The sequence below is a fragment of the Phycisphaeraceae bacterium genome, from assembly GCA_019636795.1.
Lineage (GTDB): Bacteria > Planctomycetota > Phycisphaerae > Phycisphaerales > UBA1924 > JAHBWW01.
Genome location: JAHBWW010000006.1, coordinates 280428 through 297226 on the forward strand (window position 1 = coordinate 280428; position 16799 = coordinate 297226).

The following is a 16799-nucleotide window of genomic DNA, read 5'->3' on the forward strand; positions in this document are numbered from 1 at the left end:
CCCAAGGCCGGAACATTCACCCACGCTCAAAGGTCATCGTCGTCATCCGACCCGCCGTCCAGTTCCTCGTCGAGTTCTTCTTCCTCGAAGTCATCCTCGAACTCGTCACCCTCAATTTCGTCATCTTCCTCGTCATCGTCATAGAAGTCATCTTCGTCATCGTCGAACGGGTCGTCTTCGTCCTCTCGACCCATCACGACCGTGAGCGAAGATGCCCCAGACTCCATCTCCCACCATTTCGAAGACATGTCCATCGTTTTGCTTGCATCCATCAAGAGTGGGTTCGCCATGATCAGCGCCTCCTGTTGCCAATAATCCCCGGCTCGCTGCCGGATTTCTCTTCGTGAACGGGGACCAGTGTAGTCCAATCAACCCCGTCAGGTCCGTAGACTACCCGCGTCCGCCCCGCTGTCAAATCCACTTTGCCCAGATCTGTCCACTTTCTGCATCGCCAAGGCGTAGACTGCCCCTCCATCATCCCTCCCAGAGAAGACCAGCATGACTCCCGGACCAACGCAAAAAATCGACATTCCCGCAGGAATTCTTGCGTTCATCTTCCCCGGAGCAGGCCACATCCTGCGACGAGAATTCCGCCGCGGGGTACTCGCATCAGTCGGTGTCCTCGGACTCTTCTTCTATGGCCTGTTTATGGGGGGGATCGACGTCATCGACCGCAAAGAAGACAAATGGTGGTTCTATGGCCAGGCAGTCGTCGGCCCGATCGCCTTCGGCACCAACGCCCTCCACCAGTCCGCATTCAAGGCCTACGAAGTCCCTGAATACCTCCTCCTCCCGGGCAGCGCCATCGAGGAACACCGCTTCGTCCAGTTTCCACACCGCTCCCTCAACCCCGGCGAGGCACGCCGCGTGACTTCCATCACCATCCGGTCGTCCACAGGCCAGAACCTCCCACGCGAAATCCCCGTCATCGTCCCCGCCGAAGACGGTGACGAAAGACCCAACATCAAATCCCTCGGCACCTTAAACGAACTCGGAATGCTCTCGGCCACCATCGCCGGCATGCTCAACTTCATCATCATCCTCGACGCGCTCTTCCCAGGACGCCTCAAGCCGGAGGGCGCAAAACAATGACCTCCCTCATCCTCGCATACCGCCCCTTCATCGACCCGATCAATTTCGATCGTTACTGGTACCTCCTCCTTTTCCCTATGGTCTTCTTCCTCGCCGTCGGATACAAATCCGTCCGCACCGTCGATATGAAACTCTACTGGCGGCAGGTTTTCATGTTCTCCACACAACTCATCGTCGGTCTCGTTCTCCTCGGCACCGGCTTCTACCTCGCTATTCGCGTCCTTCTCCCCATCATCGCCCCGCTCGATCGCTGACAACCCCCCTCGCACAGCCGCGCCGCCAACCCCTCAAACCAGAGGCCTCGTCACACTCACCGCCCGGTACAGCCCCAGCACATCCTCACGTCCATACACCTTCGGCGAATACCGGTTGTTGATCGGCTGAAGTCGAATCACCTCAGCCCCAGCATCATCCCGCTCAAAATACACCCGCTTGAATGTCGATTCGTGGTCCGGCGCAACACGCGCAAAACAGTCGCACCCGTCCTTGATGTCGCGCGCAGGGCTGAACACCACAATGTCGCCCTCCCGATACTCAGGCTCCATCGAATCGCCCACCACACGCGCAGCAAACGCATCCGGGTCTGTCAGCCCCGGGCATCGCACATATTCATCCGCCACGCGCGCCGGATACCCCAGATCCGTAAAGTCCGCCGGATAACCCGCAGCCACACGATTGATCAGCGGCACCTCCATCGGCAGCGAACTCTGCACCACCGATGACGCCTGCTCACCAGTCAGCTTCTCAACCAGGCGAGCCAACTTGCCCGTGCGATACGCCGCATCAAGCGATCCACGCAACCGTCCAGTGTCGTCAATCCCGTCCGACGCAATCAGATCGGCCAGATGCCTCCCCGCACGTCCCTGGTTCGCAAGATCAATCAACTCACGCCGCACCGCCTCCGGCGTCTGGTGCCATCTCGCCACATTCGCCAGTTCGCCCTCGTGCAGACCTAGCGCACGCTCCAGACTCAGCAGCGTCGCCTCCGAAGGGGGCCCCTTGTGCCCCGTCTCAATCTCCGACAAATACGACTTGGCAATGCCAACCCGCTCCGCCAGCGCGCTCAGGGTCATTCCTCGGTCAAGTCGCACCTCCCGAAGTCGCTTCCCAAGTTGTGGGGGGGTCCTGTCGTGCATTGGCTGTGGTTCGCGGCTCATGAGTTGTCCCCATTCTCGCCTTTTCGTCACCTCGGGCGGTCCGATCAGATACCATACAGTATACTAGCGTACACGCTTGTGCGCAGATTCGCGACCCCATTTGTGAAAGTCCTTGAACGGCGTTCGCCGAATGGTAAAACCTCTTGGGAGTGTTCGCAAAACAGCGTAGAAACAGAAATGAGTGAGACTTGCCAACATTCCAACAAAGTTGAGTTTCCCCCCGCAGGAGGTCAAGCAATGGGTCGTATCACCTCACGAGCATACCGAACATCCACGGGCGACTGGAGACACACCCAGGACGCCCAGGCCTGCGACCTCCGTAAACGCATGCGCAGGCAGGCAGCCGAGCACATCGTCGCACGCGCCGCCTTTCTCCCCCCACCCGATCGCCTCCTCGTCCAACTCTACCTCGAACATGGCCGAACCCTCAAAGACCTAGCCGAAGCCTCAGGCCAGCCCCCGCGCGTCATGAGTCGCAGAATGCGAAAACTCATCACCCGCGTGGCCTCCGAACGCTTCGACTTCGTCCTCCGACACATGGAATCCTGGCCCACAGGCCGACGCAAAGTCGCCATCGCCATGGTTCTCCACGGCCTGTCAATCCGCGATGCCGCCCAAACCCTCGCCGTGAGCCTCTACACCGTCCGACGACACCACGAAGCCGTCTGCGCCCTCTTCGACACCGAGCAGCGGTCCCGCCAGTCACGCACGCTCCAGGGAGCACACTGATGCCACACCGAATCAACACCACCAGTCCGCCCACCGAGCGGCAGATTCGCGCCTGCCTCCCCTTCGATCTCAGGCTCCACACCGCCGCCACGCCCGATGTGCCATGCAGCGCACGCGCCATCGAGCAATCCGTTCAACCTGGGCGCATCACACTCCTCACCGGGCCCAGTGGGTCAGGCAAGTCCACCGCTCTGCGCAACCTCGAGCAACACCTGCGCACGACCGGCCACCGCGTCGAAATCGCTCACTTTTCCAAAAACACGTCAACCCGACTCATCGACATCTTCTCGCCTCGCATGCCCGTCGCCGACGCCCTGCGCCTCCTGACTCACTTCGGCCTCGGCGAGCCGGCACTCGTCGCACGCACCATCAGCGAACTCTCGCAAGGGCAGCGTCACCGCGCCGAACTCGCCTTTGCCTTTCATCGCGCACTGACCTGCGGCGCAGGCTGGCTTCTCATCGACGAGTTTGCCTCAGTCCTCGACCGCCTTACCGCCCGAGGCCTGGCAATTACACTCGCCCGGGCCGTTCGCAAGACCGCCATGCATGTCGTTTGCGCTACCGCCCATGACGACGTCGCAGCCGCCCTCGACGCCAATCCTGTCATCCGCTTCGACCTTGATGGCTCCATGTCCATCGCTCCCCCGCGACTCAAAATGCCCCGGTCGCCTCGCCTTCTCATCGAGCCCGGCACTCTGGGAGATCTGGATCAGCTCCTCAAGTTCCACTACCGCGCAGGCAGGCCCGCGACCTGCGTGGGTGTGCTGCGTGCTGTAGATCAGACCAGTGGCGTGCTCGCTGGTGTTCTGGCTGTGTCGATGCCCACGCTCAATGGCGGCTGGCGCAACCTCGCCTGGCCTGGTCGATACGCCGGTCCTGACCGTCGGGCAATCACCCAACGCATCAACGAAGAGCTGCGCTGCATTTCGCGCGTCATCATCGAGCCTCGTTTTCGAGGCCTGGGTCTGGCCCGCACGCTGGTCGAGCACTATCTCGCCAGCCCCCGCTCGCCCGCGACCGAAGCCATCACCGCAATGGGCGAAATCTGTCCGTTCTTTGAGCGGGCAGGAATGGTCGCGTATCGCCTCGCGTTGTCCACCGCCGACTCCCGACTGGCCGACGCACTCGAACACCGAGGCTTCGAGCCTTGGATGCTCGCCGATGAGCACCGCGTCGCCCGCATCACACAGGACCAACTCATCGCCCGCGAACTCGCGCGATGGGCCACAGCACGCAAGATTGTTGACGACTGTCCACTCAATCGGGCTTCACTCGCAGCGTCGCGCTTGTGCGCCCGGTCGGTCGCTTATGCCCATGTATTCCCCCCGATTTTTGCCTCACAACTCGAGGCTCCAAGGGGGAAAAATGACACACAAAACAAGTGTTCCGCCGCCGCAACCCGCTCCCGATGATCTTCCGCACGCACTGACGTTCTACCTGACCGCGCGAGAGCGGCAGCAGGTTCTGCGCACCCTGCGCCGCTTTGGACGCAAACGGGCACAAGCACTCCTGCGCGCGCTGCGCGTGGAAAAGTGACGCTGCATCTCGGACACCTCATTCCGGACACTGCATCCTGGACGCCGGATCTTCGGGCGCACCCGTGCTTCCAAACTTCCATGTGCGTCAACGCCCGAAGGTCCGGGTCAACCCCGCCCAATTCTCACATTTTCACCGACTTCCCCTCTCAGTATTCGAGGAAAGAGAACAACATCATGGACGATTTCGACTGTGACCTGCCCGGTGCACCCAAGACCCCGGATGAACTGCACGCCTGGGTTGTGAGGCATCTTGACGTGAGTATTTCCCGCGAGCCCCTGCTCACCGGGCACGCTGCTCCGTTTGACTATCTCATTCACACGTTCTTTGAAAGCGACCCGACGCGTGCGCGCGATTGTGTGGTCTGGGCCAATCGTGGTGGGGGCAAGACGTTTCTGGCTGCTGTCGCCACGACGCTCGATCTCATCTACAAACCCGGAATCGAGATCCGGATTCTGGGCGGCTCGCTCGAGCAGTCCAAACGCATGCACGCGCATTTGCGCGCGATCTTCGCACGCCCTGAGTTTGCAACCATGCTCGATGGGCGCATCACCGAACGGCGCATCAGGCTTCGCAATGGCTCGGTCGTCGAACTGCTCGCCCAGTCGCAGACATCCGTCCGCGGGACGCGCGTTCAGAAATTGCGATGCGACGAGGTCGAACTGTTCGACCCCGAAGTGTGGGAAGCCGCCCAACTGACCACTCGCAGTAAGGACTGTGGCGGGGTGCTGGTCAGTGGCAGCATCGAATGTCTTTCGACGCTGCATGTGCCGTACGGGTTGATGTACCGACTTGTAGCCGAAGCGCGCGAGGGGCAGCGCAAACTCTTCAAGTGGGGGGTGGTGGATGTGCTCGGCGTGTGCGACGATCAGCATGTGTGCCAGAGCGAAGATGGGCAGGTGTGCCCGCTGTTCGATGCGTGCCGGGGGCGGGCCAAGGAGCGTGACGCGCGCGGCAGTCCGCCGGGGCATATCAGTGTGCATGACGCGGTGCGCCAGCGCGCGCGCGTCAGCGAGGCGACCTGGTCGAGCGAGATGCTGTGCCTGAGGCCCAGGCGGAGCGATTGTGTGCTTCCTGAGTTTCAGCCTCTGGTGCATGTGGTGCAAGAGGTGCCGCAGGTGGGTCAGGGCGCGGTGTGGATCGGCGGTATGGACTTCGGCTTTCGTGCGCCGACGGTGGTGCTGTGGGCGTTTGTCGATGCGGAGGGTGTGGTGTATGTCGTCGATGAGCGCAGCGAAGTGGAGCAGACGGTGTCGCAGCACGCTGAGGCGATCAAGGCGAGCCAGTGGCCTGCGATGGCATGGATCGGGGTCGATCCGGCGGGGCGCAATCGGTCGGGACAGACGGGGAGCACGGATATTGCGGTGCTGCGCAGCGCCGGGCTTGTGGTCAAGGCCACCAAACTCGATCAGCAGCGCGGGCTCGAGTTGCTGCGCGCCAGGCTCAAGCCCGCGCTGGGCGAGCCGCGGCTGTTTGTGCATGAGCGGTGCAAGGTGCTCATCGAGTCGATGGAGAAGTATCGATATCCGGCTGAGAATCTTGAAAGCAAGCAGCCGGTCAAGGATGGATCGGACCACGCAGTCGATGCGCTGCGGTACATGATCCAGAATCTCGATCATTCGTACCGGGCATCGGTGAAACAATATTGAGCAGCGAAGCGGGGGCGCGATGGTGCAAAGTTTACATCAGAGTGGTCAGTCGGATTGGCCGGATATCACATGCCTCGGATTTCACCGCCTGCAGCATGCAAAGGCAAACGAGCCGAAAGCCAGCACCATCGCGGAGGCTGGGGTGGGGATGACGCGGATGGTGGCGGGGGTGATGATGCGGGTGGAGCCGGGGTCGTCGTCGCGAATACCTTGAGAGTTCGGAACATCCAGGTACCAGCCGGTCATCCACGGCAGGCTAGCCCATAAGGTCGGCTCAATCGACAAAGTGCCAGATTGGGCTGCACCCACAAGGACATTTGCGGAAAAGAGACGGATCGGATTCTCCCAATTGAGTTCGTTCCATGGCGTATGCCACCATTGATATCCGCCGATGTTAAACACGCTTCCATCTGCTGGTGTGCCAACATCGTACTCCGGAACTCCAAAGTCGAACGGCTCCGAAAACTCGACCTGTATTCCAGATGAAGTAAGGTGCAGCTGGAACCCAGCAAACGCAACATTACCTTGATGGAGAACCGATCCATGGAGCGATGTCCAGACCGAGATCGTGAAGGTGTCGCCGACCATGACTTCGGCCGGAGCCTCGATCCATGTGTGGAACACAGTATCTGCTGTGGCAGTCGAGGCTACAAAAGGTATCGTCAGGGCAGCAACGATGACGGTGGTTCGGATTCGATGCATGGATGTTTTTCCAATTTCACGAAAGTATCAGATTTCTGCTTGCACACCGCCAGACTCTTCGTTATGGTGCATTCAACTCGCGGATCTGTCAAGCAAGTTGGAGGATCAAACTGTGATGCGCCGCAAAATTCTCGCAGTCATGTTGCTTGTGTTTGGGTCCATATCGGTGCTCGTGGGGGGGGCGTTCGGTCAGGGAGGTGGGTTCCAGCAGATTCAACCGGTGCTGGTCTCTGAGCCTCTGTTCGCGCCTTCGCAGCAGTTTCCGCACGGGCAGCACTGGATCGTGACAACCAAGACGCATTACGCCTGGGCTCTGGTGGGCTACAACCCGCTGAACCCGCCGACGGTGGATCTTACTGATCCAAGTCGCGTGATTGCGTTCATCGACACCGGCATTGACCTGCACCATGTTGAATTCGGAGGGCCTCCGGGATCGAGTGTATCAAAGATTCACGACGAAAGTACCTCATTTTTTGAAGATGGATCGTCAGGAAGTCCCATCACATGTGATTGCGACACCTCATTATTTGACGTAAGTGTACCAGAGGACACAGGCCCAAACCTACTTCTGGCACCGCACGGCTCGTTGGTAGCTGGAATTGGAGCGGCATATGTCAATCAAACGGGGATGGCTGGCTCATGTTGGGATTGCAGCGTACTTGTCATTTGCGTTTTCGCAGGCATCTACGATGAAAGTTGTCAATTAACATCGCATAGATATCTATGTTCTCAAACTCCAGATACTATTGCCGACGCTATCAAGTATGCCGCGGGCTGGGACTTTGTCACGCAGGCCTGGCTGCCTGAACCTCGGGCTCGCATCATCTCCATGTCCAACGAGGTGCCCGCTTCCGTGTTCAGCGGCCTGTCGTGTACTGGGAATCCAATCGCTGCGGCCATTATGGATGCCTATGACCGAGGCTGCATCATCGTCGCCATCGCTGGAAACTATAACGGAACGTGCTGGGAGGCTTCTGACGACGAGGAACGCTGCGAACCGATGTCGTCGTTTTCCGGACATGCTATAGAGTCAGGTATCGCCATGCATCCGAAGACGATGGCGGTCGGCGGCGCGTGCCTGAGTGGCGAGTACTGGCATTGCTGCTCGCGAATCAATCCCTTGTATGATGTTGCCTGTTGCCCTCAAGTTCCGGGTGACATCAACTGCACATATCCTTTGCCAGATGGTGCAGACCCGTTGACATATCGCCTCCCGATCCTGTCTGTGGTAGCCCCGATGGCACATCATTTGCTGCTCCGCAGGTCGCGGGAATTATTGCATTGATGCTGCGCGTGAACCCAGAACTTACTTTCGAGCAGGTCAAGCACATTCTCGAAGTTACCGCGACCGACATCGAAGATCCCGGCTACGACGCCAAAACCGGCCACGGCCTGGTCAATGCGCGAGCGGCGGTCGAATATGTTATCAAGATGGCGCTTCCTGCAAACTTCAACGGCGACGAGAACATCGACACGCTCGACGCCATCGACTTTCTCATCGCCTACGGCCAGGGCGATGTGACGGCTGACCTTGATCTCGATGGAGAGCATACTGAGGCTGATCTTGGGATCTTCATGAATAGCTATCTCGAGGAGTGAGCGACAAATACGCCGAGGTCTACAAAGCGCGAACGGATGCAATGCAGTGGGCTTGAGGCCAATGGTTTTTGACGGGATGACTCAGGCGGGCGCTGGTTCTGCGGGGTCGGCGCGCATGAAGAGTGCTTCGCCTTTGGTGATGGTTTGGCCGATTTTGAGGCTGTGGGGGCCGTTCCATTGGGCGAGTTGGTCGAGCGGGGCGACGAAGGGGGAGTTGCAGTCTTCGGGGCTGGTGAGGTGGTTGCAGTTCCAGCGTCGCCAGAGGTCGGCCATTTTTTCGGGCATGGCGGGATAGAGGAGGAGGGAGGCGATGCGGAGTGCTTCGCCGCAAGAGTAGAGGATGGTGGCCAGGGCTTTGTCGGCGTGTTCGATGGTGTCGAGTTGCTTGGCGAGGGTGAAGGGTGTGCTGTAGGAGATGAAGTCATCGACGGCGCGCACGAGGGCGGTGCCTTGTGCGAGCGCGGTCTGGAGGTCGATGGTGTCGAGGGCGTTGGCAGCGGCGGTGACGGCGGCGGTGGTGAGGGCGGGGAAGTCGAAGGTGCGGATGGGGCCTTGGGCGGGTTTGCCGGTGTTGGCGCGAGCCTGGAGAGCGAGTTGGAGGGCTTTGCCGCCTTCGAAGCCGAAGCGCCCGTCGCAGTCGCGGGTGATGGTGCTCTCGAAGTATTTTTCGATCATGTTTGAGACGCGGCTGGTGGCGTTGCCGATGCCGTTGGCGAGGTCGGCGTTGAAGACGTCGATGAAGCGTGAGTAGGCGAAGTCGGCGTCGGTGGCGCCGATGGGGCCCTGGGTGGCGAGGAACCAGCGGAGTGCGTCGAGGTGATAGCGTTCGGCGTAGGCGCGGAGCTGGTCGATCTCGATGAAGTTGCCGAGGCTTTTGGACATTTTCTTGCCTTCGGCGATGAAGTAGGCGTGTGCGTAGATGGTGGCGGGAGGTTGCTCGCCGAGGGCGCGGAGCATGGCGGGCCAGATGACGGCGTGGAACCAGAGGATGTCCTTGGCCATGAGGTGGGTGATGGGGAGGGGAGTTTGCGCCCGCGCTTGCGCTTGGGCGTCTTTGGGCCAGTATTTGCGGCGGGTGGGGGTGTCGACGGTGGAGAGGTAGTTGCAGAGGGCTTCGATCCAGACGTAGACGCGGTGCTCGGGGTCGTTGGGCATGACGACGCCCCAGTCGGGGTCGCCGGGCTTGATGCGGCGTGAGACGGGGATGCGCTGGAGGCCTTGACGGATTCGGCTGAGGGTTTCGTTTTTGCGTGCTTCGGGGAGGACGCGGATGCGGTCGGACTCGATCTCGGCGCGGAGCCATGCTTCGTAGCGATCGAGGCGGAAGAAGTAGTTTTGCTCGGTTCGCTTTTCGAGTGGGCGGCCGGTGACAGGGCTTTTGTAGTCGTGTTCCTTGGCGGTGGTTTCGGTGAGGTACTCTTCCTGGGAGGCGTCCCACCAGCCTTCGTAGTCGCCGAGTTCGATGTCGCCGGAGTCGACGAGGCGCTGGATGTAGGAGCTGGCGCGGGTTTTGTGGCGGTCTTCGGTGGTGCGGACGAAGTCGTCGTTGGAGAAGTTCATGAAGGCGAAGGCGTCGCGGAAGCGATCGGCGTTGAGGTCGGCCCATTGGAGGGGGGTCATGGAGTGTGCGGCGGCTGAGGTGACGACCTTTTCGGCGTGTTCGTCGGTGCCTGTGAGGAAGAAGACATCGCGGCCTTGGAGGCGGGCCAGGCGTGCGGTGACGTCGGCGATGAGGGTGGTGTAGCAGTGGCCGATATGTGGGCGGTCGTTGACGTAGTAGATGGGTGTTGTGACGTAGAAGGGGGTCATGGGAGGGAGTTTAGGCGGGGGGAAATCGACGTTCGTGTGATAGTCGGTTCGATAAACAGCGTGTGATGAGGTGTGGATAAGTTCGCGAGCTCGTTTGGCGGATTCATTTGGGTTTCATCAGGGAAAACCCTTGAATAGCACGGTTTTTGTGGTAAAATGAAGGTATAGTGCTCGGGAGGGCGCTGGCGGTACGAGAGATTGAGAAAACTCTTATGGCTTCGAGTTGTGTATAGGGCGGCCTCATGCGCACAATGAGCCGCGAGCAAGAGGTAAGCGTATGAGTTGCGACATTGAGCAGTTTCCGGATTTTCCGGAGCATTTCAGGCAAGAGTTTTTGGCGTATCTGAGGCGCCGCGAGGGCTACCTGAAGGCTGGGCTCAAAGGGCAGTATGCGGTGTTCAGGGGCAACGAAGAACTCGGAGTCGGCAAGACTCTGGAAGATGCCGTTGAGATTGGGGTCAAGGGCGCGCTTGGGGAACAGTATTTCATGCAGCAGATCGCTGCGGAAGAAGTAATCGAAGTGCTTTCGCATCTGGCTTATGTTGACAGCGAGAGCGAGAGCGTGAGTTCGTCAGAATCTGTGATTCGCGTGCGTTGATTCTCGTTCTGTTCGCCAAGTCTTTGTATGCTGTGCGGGATGAGGCCTGATCCGATCCCCTTTTTGAAACCTGATGGGCGCCCGCTTATCGAGATTGTGGTGGGCCTGAGTTCCGCTGTCGCGAAAGCGCATCGCGAGATTGGCCGGCCGCATCAAGGCGAAAAAACAGTGTTAAGCCCAGTCAGCGCACTGATTGATACGGGTTCAGACAGGACGTATGTTCCGAAGGAATATGTCAAGCGACTGGGACTGTCCTCTGTCGGAGTGACGCGGGTGTGGCAACCGATGACTGGGTCGACAACGGTGGAACTGTTTGTTGTTTCTGTCAATGTGATGCGGAAAATGGCGAGGAACAGGCCTTGGGAGGAGTTTGTGCTGGTTCCGACGCTCGAGGTGGGCGTTCTGCCTGCGAATCACGAGGGTGCGACTCGACAGCATCCGATGCCGATCGTGGGTCGGGATGTTCTGTCAGAGTGTGCGTTTTTTTATGATGGCCCCAAGCAGTGTGTGGAGTTTTATACGAAACACGACCTTCGCAGATGGTGGCCGTTTGGTCGCTGACGGGTTGGTGAGGCTCCAAGGGGGCAATAATCGGAGGTGGAATTAGAGATTTTGGTGGCGGCGATCGGATTTGGCGGGAAGAGTCTGGCGATTAGGGTTGTTCTGATCGTTTATGAAGGGACGTCTCTTTGGAGCGTGTCGAGTTCGAGAAGCTCGCGCTGGAGCATCTGGACGCGGTGTATCGGATGGCGTTTCACCTGACGCGCCGGGCCGAGGACGCCGAGGATCTGGTGCAGGATGTGTATGTGCGTGCGATGCGTCCGGCGGTGGTGGAGCGTTTCGAGGAGTCGGTGGGCAGTGGGGGGATGCGTGCGTGGTTGTTTGCGATCTGCCACAACGTTTTTTATACGAAGGTGAAGCGTGCGGCGAAGCAGCCGAAGGCTGTGGAAGAGTTTTATACGGCGTCGAGCACGGAACGGGCACCGGACGATGCGCCTCCGGCGTGGGATCAGGGGAGTCTGGACTGGGAACATGTGGACGGTCGACTTCGCGGGGTGATCGACGGTCTGAAAGACGAGTATCGGGAAGTGCTGATGTTGTGGGGCGTGGATGGGCTCAAGTACCGCGAGATTGCGATGATTCTGGATGTGCCGATCGGGACGGTGATGAGTCGGTTGCATCGTGCGCGGAAGTTGGTTGCGGATGCGCTGAACGCAAACGGAGACTTGGCGCGAGATCTTGGGGTTGGCGTGCGGAAGCAGGAAGACGGCGGTGATGTTTCATGAGTGACTTGCGTGACAATCCTGACGAGATTTTGAGCGAGGGCGCGTTGGTGCGTCTGGCGTCGGACGGCGAGCTGACTCCTGCGCAGGCGGAGGCGCTTGAAGCGTTGGTGGCGCAGAAGCCTGAGTTGGTTGAGTCGATCGCGTTCGAGCGGCGGATGCACGAGTCGATTGGGCGTGTGATGGGCGCGGTTGTGACGCCTGCGGGGCTTGCGGGGCGTGTTCGTGCAGCCATTCAGGCAGAGGCCATGACGAGTGAGCGGGTTGATGCGCTGGCAGAGGAAACGCGGAAGAGAGGGTTCTGGCAACGGCGTCAGGTGGTTGGTGCGATGGCGGCGGCGGTGGTGCTGAGTTTGATGGCGGGGATTTTGTGGCAGGCATTCTCGATTGTGAATGTGCCGCTGGACGCTTCGCAGCAGGCCTTCAGGCAGGAACTGGTGTCGTTTGTGTCTGCGGAGCACGCGCGGACAGCGCAGGATCAGTCTTTGCGTGCTGAGAAGTTGGTGTTGCATGAGGCTTTAGAGGCTGAGGGCGTGCTTGCGGAGAAGTTTGCGCGGCGAGTCGTGATACCGGATTGTCAGAAGCGAGCGGTGCAGTTTATGGGAGCGGGGTCTTGTCAGATACCGGGTGGTGGGCCTTCGGCGCATGTGATGCTTCAGCCGGATGTGGGTCCGACGCTGAGTTTGTTTGTGACGTCGTTCACGGGGCAGTTGCCGATGGTGGAAGGCAAGACGTACGTGGTGAATACGAAGGCTTGCGGGCAGCCTGGGACGCGGATTTTTTCGTGGGTCGAGGGAGGGCTGGTGTATGTGCTGGTGCTTGATGAAGTGAAAGGGTGCGAGCGGATGCTGAGTTTGTTGGGGCTTGCGATGCCGACGCGAGGTTTGTGAAGGCGGAATCTGGTGGCGGGCGACTTGGTGCAACTGTTTCCCCCGGGATGCAGTTTCTTTTGTTTTGTGATTGGTGGGGGAGTGGAGGACGGTTGTCGGTGTTTATTCCCGGCTTATTCCCAGTTATGGGGTTGCGTGCGGGGTGCAGAATCAACGGATACTCGGGGGGCGGACCGATCTTGTGCTAGAGCAGCCGAGTAGAATTTGATATGGAGGTTCTGCCATGCGTGCGCAAGAAATGATTTTGGGTTTTGTTCTGGTGACTTGTGCTGGTCTTGCTGTCGGGCAGGATGCGCTGGGCGATGGGCGTGCGTTGGATTCGAATTTGTCGACGCATTCGCGGTTCAACTATGAGCGTCCGAACCTTGCGGATGAGATTCGGTTTCGCAATGCGATTGCGACGGGCAATGCTCCGGGTGGGATGAGTTTTCGCGGGGATGTGGGGTATCGGGCTCCTGGGGAGTTCAGCGGGCAGTTGGGGTCGGATGACCTGTTTGCGTTCCGACGTGATTCGATGTACTCGGGACTTGCGGGGATGGGTATTCGTGGTACGGAGGCGTTGCAGTTTCAGTTTGCGTTATCGACCGGGCAGAGGCCGCCTCAGGGGTTGGTTGGATCGCTGACGTATGGGCGTGGGGAAGGGCAGTACATGAACCCGCAGGGTGTGCCGAGCGGGGTTGGGGATGCGGCGACACTGGCGCGCAATCCGGTTGCGGACTTTGAGGAGCAGGGGACGATGATGTGGGCGCTGCGTGCGCCGTCGGCGTATGAAGTGAACCGTGGGTATCAGCCGGTGCTGCTGGGTGGGGAACAGGTTGAGAGTGGCGAGGTGGTTGGGGTGACGGCTTCGAGTTTGCGTGGTGTGCGACGGGTGGAGATGTCGTCGGGGCCTACGGGCTCGGATGAGTTGGTGCAGACGACTGCGGGCGCGATGCCGGCACATCGAATTGAGACGAGTTATGCGGCGTTGCTGGAGCGGCTGCGGGTGCAGAATGAAGAGGCTGCGGCGGCTGCAGCGGCTGCACCGGGGGAAGAAACGATTCCTGATTGGCAACGTCGCTTGATCGAGTTGCGTGAGCAGTTGATGCAGCCTGCGGTGCCTGCGGCGCCGGTAGAAGGGGAAACGAGCGGTGCGGTGCGTCCTGGGTTTGAAGGGCCGTTCCGTGCGGATGCTGAGACGGTGGAGCGGTTGCTGCGTGCGACGGCGCCGGTGCAGGGGTTTGTGCCACCGGATGCTTTGGGGGTGTATGCGGAGCACATGCGTGTTGGGCAGACGCTGCTGGCGAGCGGGCGATACTTTGATGCGGAGGAGCGTTTTGCGCATGCGCTCACGATCAGGCCTGGAGATGTTTCGGCACAGTTCGGGCGGATCAATGCACAGATCGGAGCGGGGATGTTCTTGTCTGCGGCGGTGAACCTGCGGACGGTGCTGCTGTCGAACCCGGAGGTTGCGACGACGCGGTACGAGGGGCGACTGATGCCTTCGGGAGAGCGATTGGCGGAGGTGCGTGAGCAGTTGATGGACCATGCGGGGAAGGTGCGTGAGGGCGAGCAGCCTCGGCTCAGGGAGTTGAGGCTTGGGCGTGCGGCGGGGGCGTTGCTGGCGTATATCGGGTATCAGACGCGGGATCGCGGTTTGTTGGAGGATGGTCTTGCGGCGAGCCGACGTGCGCTGAAGTACTCGCTGGATGATTCTCCGACGGTTGAGGACGGGCAGGATCAGCGTCTGCTGGACTTTCTGGAGCAGGTGTGGAGCGAGAGCCCGGGCGGATGAACGAAGTCGGCGCACAGACTGAAGGCATTTCACTTTCGGAGTTTCTGACGGACGGCAATCTCGCGCGGTTGTGCGACGAGATTGGGGCGTTGTCGAAGCGTGCGGTGGTGCTGCGCGATGAGCGTGGGCGGCGGATTGTGGCGAGCGATGGGGCTGCGGGGTGGCGGATTGATGAAACGGATGTTTCGATGGAGGCGGGGGAGTTGTCGGCGCCGCTGGTGGTTGCGGGCGAAGTGATCGGGCGGATTGATGCGCCGTTGGCGGGAGATGGGGATGAGCGGCTGGCGAGTGTGATGAGGCTGGTGGCGTCGACGGCGTCGGAGTTGTGCAGCGATGTGCTGGAGTTGCGGCAGCGGGTGGTGGCGCTTGAGGCGCTGCAGAGGTTGAGTTCGCTGCTGGTGTCGAGTGCGAATTTGACGAGTGTGCTGGAAGCGACGCTGGATTCGGCGTTGTCGGCGCTGGGGCTGGATGCGGGTTCGCTGGTTTTGTTTCCGAGTGATGCGGATGGGTTTACGGCGCGAGATGATGAGGCGGAGTTGAGGTTGGCGGTGAGCCGGAATTTGTCGAAGGCGTGGCTGACGAGTCCGCTGCCGCTGAGTCGTCGTCGGGTTTTTGATCGGCGCGTGCTTGGTGGCGAGGTGGTGGCGGTGTCGGATCTGTTGAGTGATGAGCATGTGCTCAACCCGGAGCGATGTCGCGAGGAGGGGTTGGCGAGTTTTTTGAGTGCGGGGCTGGTGTTCGGGGGGCGGCTGATCGGGTTGATTCGGCTGTATGGGCGTGAGGTGCGTGTGTTCAGCGAGCTGGATCGGGGTCTGATTCGTGCGCTGGGCGAGCAGGCGGGGGCGGCGGTGCACCAGGCGCGCATGGTGGAGATTGAGCAGGAAGAGAAGCGGATTCAGAGGCAGTTGTCGCTGGCGACGGATATACAGATGCGGATGCTGCCGCAGGCGATGCCGGTGTTGCGTGGGTTCGAGATTGCTGCGCGGTGTGAGCCTTGTTTTGAGCTGGGTGGGGATTTTTATGATCTGATCGAACTGAGCGGGAAGCTTGGTGTTGTGATCGGCGATGTGGTGGGGAAGGGGATCGGTGCGGCGCTGCTGATGAGCGCGGTGCGGAGTTCGCTGCGGGCGTATGCGGATGATGAGGAGGATCTGGGGTCGCTGCTGGGGCGTGTGAATCGTGCGATGTGTCGGGACACGATGACGCACGAGTTTGCGACGATCTGGTACGGGGTGATTGATCCGGAAGCGCGGACGCTGACGTATGGGTCTGCGGGGCATGATCCGTCGCTGCTGATGCCTGCGGGTGGTCGGTCGAGCGCGGAGATCGTGGAGTTGCATGCGACGGGGCTGGTGGTGGGGGTATTGGCGCAGCAGACGTATGAGAGCCGAACGATCGAGTTGAAGGCTGGGGACACGATCGTTGCGTATACGGACGGGGTTTTGGACCGGATGAACTTTGAGGGCAAGCGGTATGGGCGTGCGAGGCTGAAGGAATCGCTGGCGCAGATTCTGGGGAAAGAGAGCGAGGCAAGCGCGGAGCGGATCATGGACCACCTGGTGTGGGACATGCGTCGTTTCGCGGGGCTTGCGGAGCAGAATGACGACGAGACGATCGTGGTGATGAGGTTCAGATGAGCGCGTCGGCGTGGCGGGCGAGTGCGAAGTCTTTTTCGGTGACGCCATCGGCATCGTGAGTTGAGACGGTGAGGGTGACCTTGTTGTATCGGATGAGGATGTCGGGGTGGTGCTGGGCGCGCTGGGCGTAGTCGGCGACGGCGTTGACGAACTTGATTGATTCGACAAAGTCGGGGAATCCGAAGGTGCGTTGAATCTGGCCATCGAACTCGGACCACTCGGGGAGTTGTGCGAGTGCTTCGTGGAGTTCGGCGTCGGTGAGTCTGGTCATGAAGTCCCTCCGTGCGTTCGGCGGTGCTGAGCACGCGGCCGATGCAGGAAGAGTGTAGCCTGTGAGCGCTGAA

General features: G+C 60.2%; 18 protein-coding genes. 13 read left to right on the forward strand and 5 right to left on the reverse strand.

All coding sequences use genetic code 11. The features are described 5' to 3' along the window. Positions 1-26: 26 nt before the first annotated feature. The gene (locus KF757_13785; GenBank protein MBX3324047.1) at positions 27-290 is read right to left on the reverse strand and encodes a hypothetical protein; all 264 of its coding nucleotides are present in this window, start codon (positions 288-290) and stop codon (positions 27-29) included. A 208-nt stretch (positions 291-498) separates the two neighbouring features. On the opposite strand from KF757_13785, the gene KF757_13790 reads away from it, so the two are divergent. Beyond that, the gene (locus KF757_13790) at positions 499-1092 is read left to right on the forward strand and encodes a hypothetical protein (protein MBX3324048.1); all 594 of its coding nucleotides are present in this window, start codon (positions 499-501) and stop codon (positions 1090-1092) included. After that, positions 1089-1346: a hypothetical protein gene (locus tag KF757_13795; protein MBX3324049.1), complete on the forward strand. Its 258-nt coding sequence runs from the start codon at positions 1089-1091 to the stop codon at positions 1344-1346. The genes KF757_13790 and KF757_13795 overlap by 4 nt, the downstream gene beginning before the upstream one ends. Before the next feature lie 33 nt (positions 1347-1379). Here KF757_13795 and KF757_13800 read toward each other — a convergent pair whose 3' ends face one another. Then, positions 1380-2249: a helix-turn-helix domain-containing protein gene (locus KF757_13800; GenBank protein MBX3324050.1), complete on the reverse strand. Its 870-nt coding sequence runs from the start codon at positions 2247-2249 to the stop codon at positions 1380-1382. 237 nt (positions 2250-2486) lie between these two features. Between KF757_13800 and KF757_13805 the strand changes: the two genes are divergently transcribed. The 3 genes from KF757_13805 to KF757_13815 all read left to right on the forward strand — a co-directional run bounded on the left by KF757_13805 (position 2487) and on the right by KF757_13815 (position 6163). After that, positions 2487-2978, forward strand: coding sequence for a hypothetical protein (locus KF757_13805; protein ID MBX3324051.1), 492 nt, complete (start codon positions 2487-2489; stop codon positions 2976-2978). Continuing rightward, a complete protein-coding gene (locus KF757_13810; protein ID MBX3324052.1) occupies positions 2978-4390 on the forward strand; it encodes an ATP-binding cassette domain-containing protein in 1413 nt (470 codons plus the stop codon). Before KF757_13805 ends, KF757_13810 begins: the two co-directional genes overlap by 1 nt. 300 nt (positions 4391-4690) lie before the next feature. Further along, positions 4691-6163, forward strand: a complete 1473-nt coding sequence (locus KF757_13815) for a hypothetical protein (protein MBX3324053.1) — start codon at positions 4691-4693, stop codon at positions 6161-6163. Positions 6164-6244: 81 nt separating this feature from the next. Here KF757_13815 and KF757_13820 read toward each other — a convergent pair whose 3' ends face one another. Next, positions 6245-6865, reverse strand: coding sequence for a hypothetical protein (locus KF757_13820; GenBank protein MBX3324054.1), 621 nt, complete (start codon positions 6863-6865; stop codon positions 6245-6247). On the opposite strand from KF757_13820, the gene KF757_13825 reads away from it, so the two are divergent. Next, positions 6864-8150, forward strand: a complete 1287-nt coding sequence (locus KF757_13825; protein MBX3324055.1) for a S8 family serine peptidase — start codon at positions 6864-6866, stop codon at positions 8148-8150. The two genes, KF757_13820 and KF757_13825, sit on opposite strands and share 2 nt — an antisense overlap. An 8-nt stretch (positions 8151-8158) precedes the next feature. Then, complete coding sequence (locus KF757_13830; protein ID MBX3324056.1) at positions 8159-8464, forward strand: hypothetical protein; 306 nt, start codon at positions 8159-8161, stop codon at positions 8462-8464. A gap of 81 nt (positions 8465-8545) precedes the next feature. On the opposite strand, the gene metG is transcribed toward KF757_13830, so the two are convergent. Next, complete coding sequence (gene metG, locus KF757_13835; protein ID MBX3324057.1) at positions 8546-10273, reverse strand: methionine--tRNA ligase; 1728 nt, start codon at positions 10271-10273, stop codon at positions 8546-8548. 277 nt (positions 10274-10550) lie between these two features. On the opposite strand from metG, the gene KF757_13840 reads away from it, so the two are divergent. From KF757_13840 to KF757_13865, 6 genes are all read left to right on the forward strand, one after another. Further along, positions 10551-10871, forward strand: coding sequence for a hypothetical protein (locus tag KF757_13840; GenBank protein ID MBX3324058.1), 321 nt, complete (start codon positions 10551-10553; stop codon positions 10869-10871). 168 nt (positions 10872-11039) lie between these two features. Further along, complete coding sequence (locus KF757_13845; protein MBX3324059.1) at positions 11040-11432, forward strand: hypothetical protein; 393 nt, start codon at positions 11040-11042, stop codon at positions 11430-11432. 128 nt (positions 11433-11560) lie between these two features. Then, a complete protein-coding gene (locus KF757_13850) occupies positions 11561-12157 on the forward strand; it encodes a sigma-70 family RNA polymerase sigma factor (GenBank protein ID MBX3324060.1) in 597 nt (198 codons plus the stop codon). Next, positions 12154-13044, forward strand: coding sequence for a hypothetical protein (locus KF757_13855; GenBank protein MBX3324061.1), 891 nt, complete (start codon positions 12154-12156; stop codon positions 13042-13044). Before KF757_13850 ends, KF757_13855 begins: the two co-directional genes overlap by 4 nt. A 223-nt stretch (positions 13045-13267) precedes the next feature. Continuing rightward, positions 13268-14818, forward strand: a complete 1551-nt coding sequence (locus KF757_13860) for a hypothetical protein (protein MBX3324062.1) — start codon at positions 13268-13270, stop codon at positions 14816-14818. Next, positions 14815-16455: a SpoIIE family protein phosphatase gene (locus tag KF757_13865; protein ID MBX3324063.1), complete on the forward strand. Its 1641-nt coding sequence runs from the start codon at positions 14815-14817 to the stop codon at positions 16453-16455. The genes KF757_13860 and KF757_13865 overlap by 4 nt, the downstream gene beginning before the upstream one ends. On the opposite strand, the gene KF757_13870 is transcribed toward KF757_13865, so the two are convergent. Next, positions 16448-16726, reverse strand: a complete 279-nt coding sequence (locus KF757_13870; GenBank protein ID MBX3324064.1) for a 4a-hydroxytetrahydrobiopterin dehydratase — start codon at positions 16724-16726, stop codon at positions 16448-16450. The two genes, KF757_13865 and KF757_13870, sit on opposite strands and share 8 nt — an antisense overlap. Positions 16727-16799 lie beyond the last annotated feature (73 nt).

Excerpts from the sequence above, each read along its gene's own strand:
- KF757_13785 (MBX3324047.1), bottom strand. The coding sequence starts at position 290 with ATGGCGAACCCACTCTTGATGGATGCAAGCAAAACGATGGACATGTCT.
- KF757_13790 (MBX3324048.1), top strand. The coding sequence starts at position 499 with ATGACTCCCGGACCAACGCAAAAAATCGACATTCCCGCAGGAATTCTT.
- KF757_13795 (MBX3324049.1), top strand. The coding sequence starts at position 1,089 with ATGACCTCCCTCATCCTCGCATACCGCCCCTTCATCGACCCGATCAAT.
- KF757_13800 (MBX3324050.1), bottom strand. The coding sequence starts at position 2,249 with ATGAGCCGCGAACCACAGCCAATGCACGACAGGACCCCCCCACAACTT.
- KF757_13805 (MBX3324051.1), top strand. The coding sequence starts at position 2,487 with ATGGGTCGTATCACCTCACGAGCATACCGAACATCCACGGGCGACTGG.
- KF757_13810 (MBX3324052.1), top strand. The coding sequence starts at position 2,978 with ATGCCACACCGAATCAACACCACCAGTCCGCCCACCGAGCGGCAGATT.
- KF757_13815 (MBX3324053.1), top strand. The coding sequence starts at position 4,691 with ATGGACGATTTCGACTGTGACCTGCCCGGTGCACCCAAGACCCCGGAT.
- KF757_13825 (MBX3324055.1), top strand. The coding sequence starts at position 6,864 with ATGGATGTTTTTCCAATTTCACGAAAGTATCAGATTTCTGCTTGCACA.
- KF757_13820 (MBX3324054.1), bottom strand. The coding sequence starts at position 6,865 with ATGCATCGAATCCGAACCACCGTCATCGTTGCTGCCCTGACGATACCT.
- metG (MBX3324057.1), bottom strand. The coding sequence starts at position 10,273 with ATGACCCCCTTCTACGTCACAACACCCATCTACTACGTCAACGACCGC.
- KF757_13840 (MBX3324058.1), top strand. The coding sequence starts at position 10,551 with ATGAGTTGCGACATTGAGCAGTTTCCGGATTTTCCGGAGCATTTCAGG.
- KF757_13855 (MBX3324061.1), top strand. The coding sequence starts at position 12,154 with ATGAGTGACTTGCGTGACAATCCTGACGAGATTTTGAGCGAGGGCGCG.
- KF757_13860 (MBX3324062.1), top strand. The coding sequence starts at position 13,268 with ATGCGTGCGCAAGAAATGATTTTGGGTTTTGTTCTGGTGACTTGTGCT.
- KF757_13865 (MBX3324063.1), top strand. The coding sequence starts at position 14,815 with ATGAACGAAGTCGGCGCACAGACTGAAGGCATTTCACTTTCGGAGTTT.
- KF757_13870 (MBX3324064.1), bottom strand. The coding sequence starts at position 16,726 with ATGACCAGACTCACCGACGCCGAACTCCACGAAGCACTCGCACAACTC.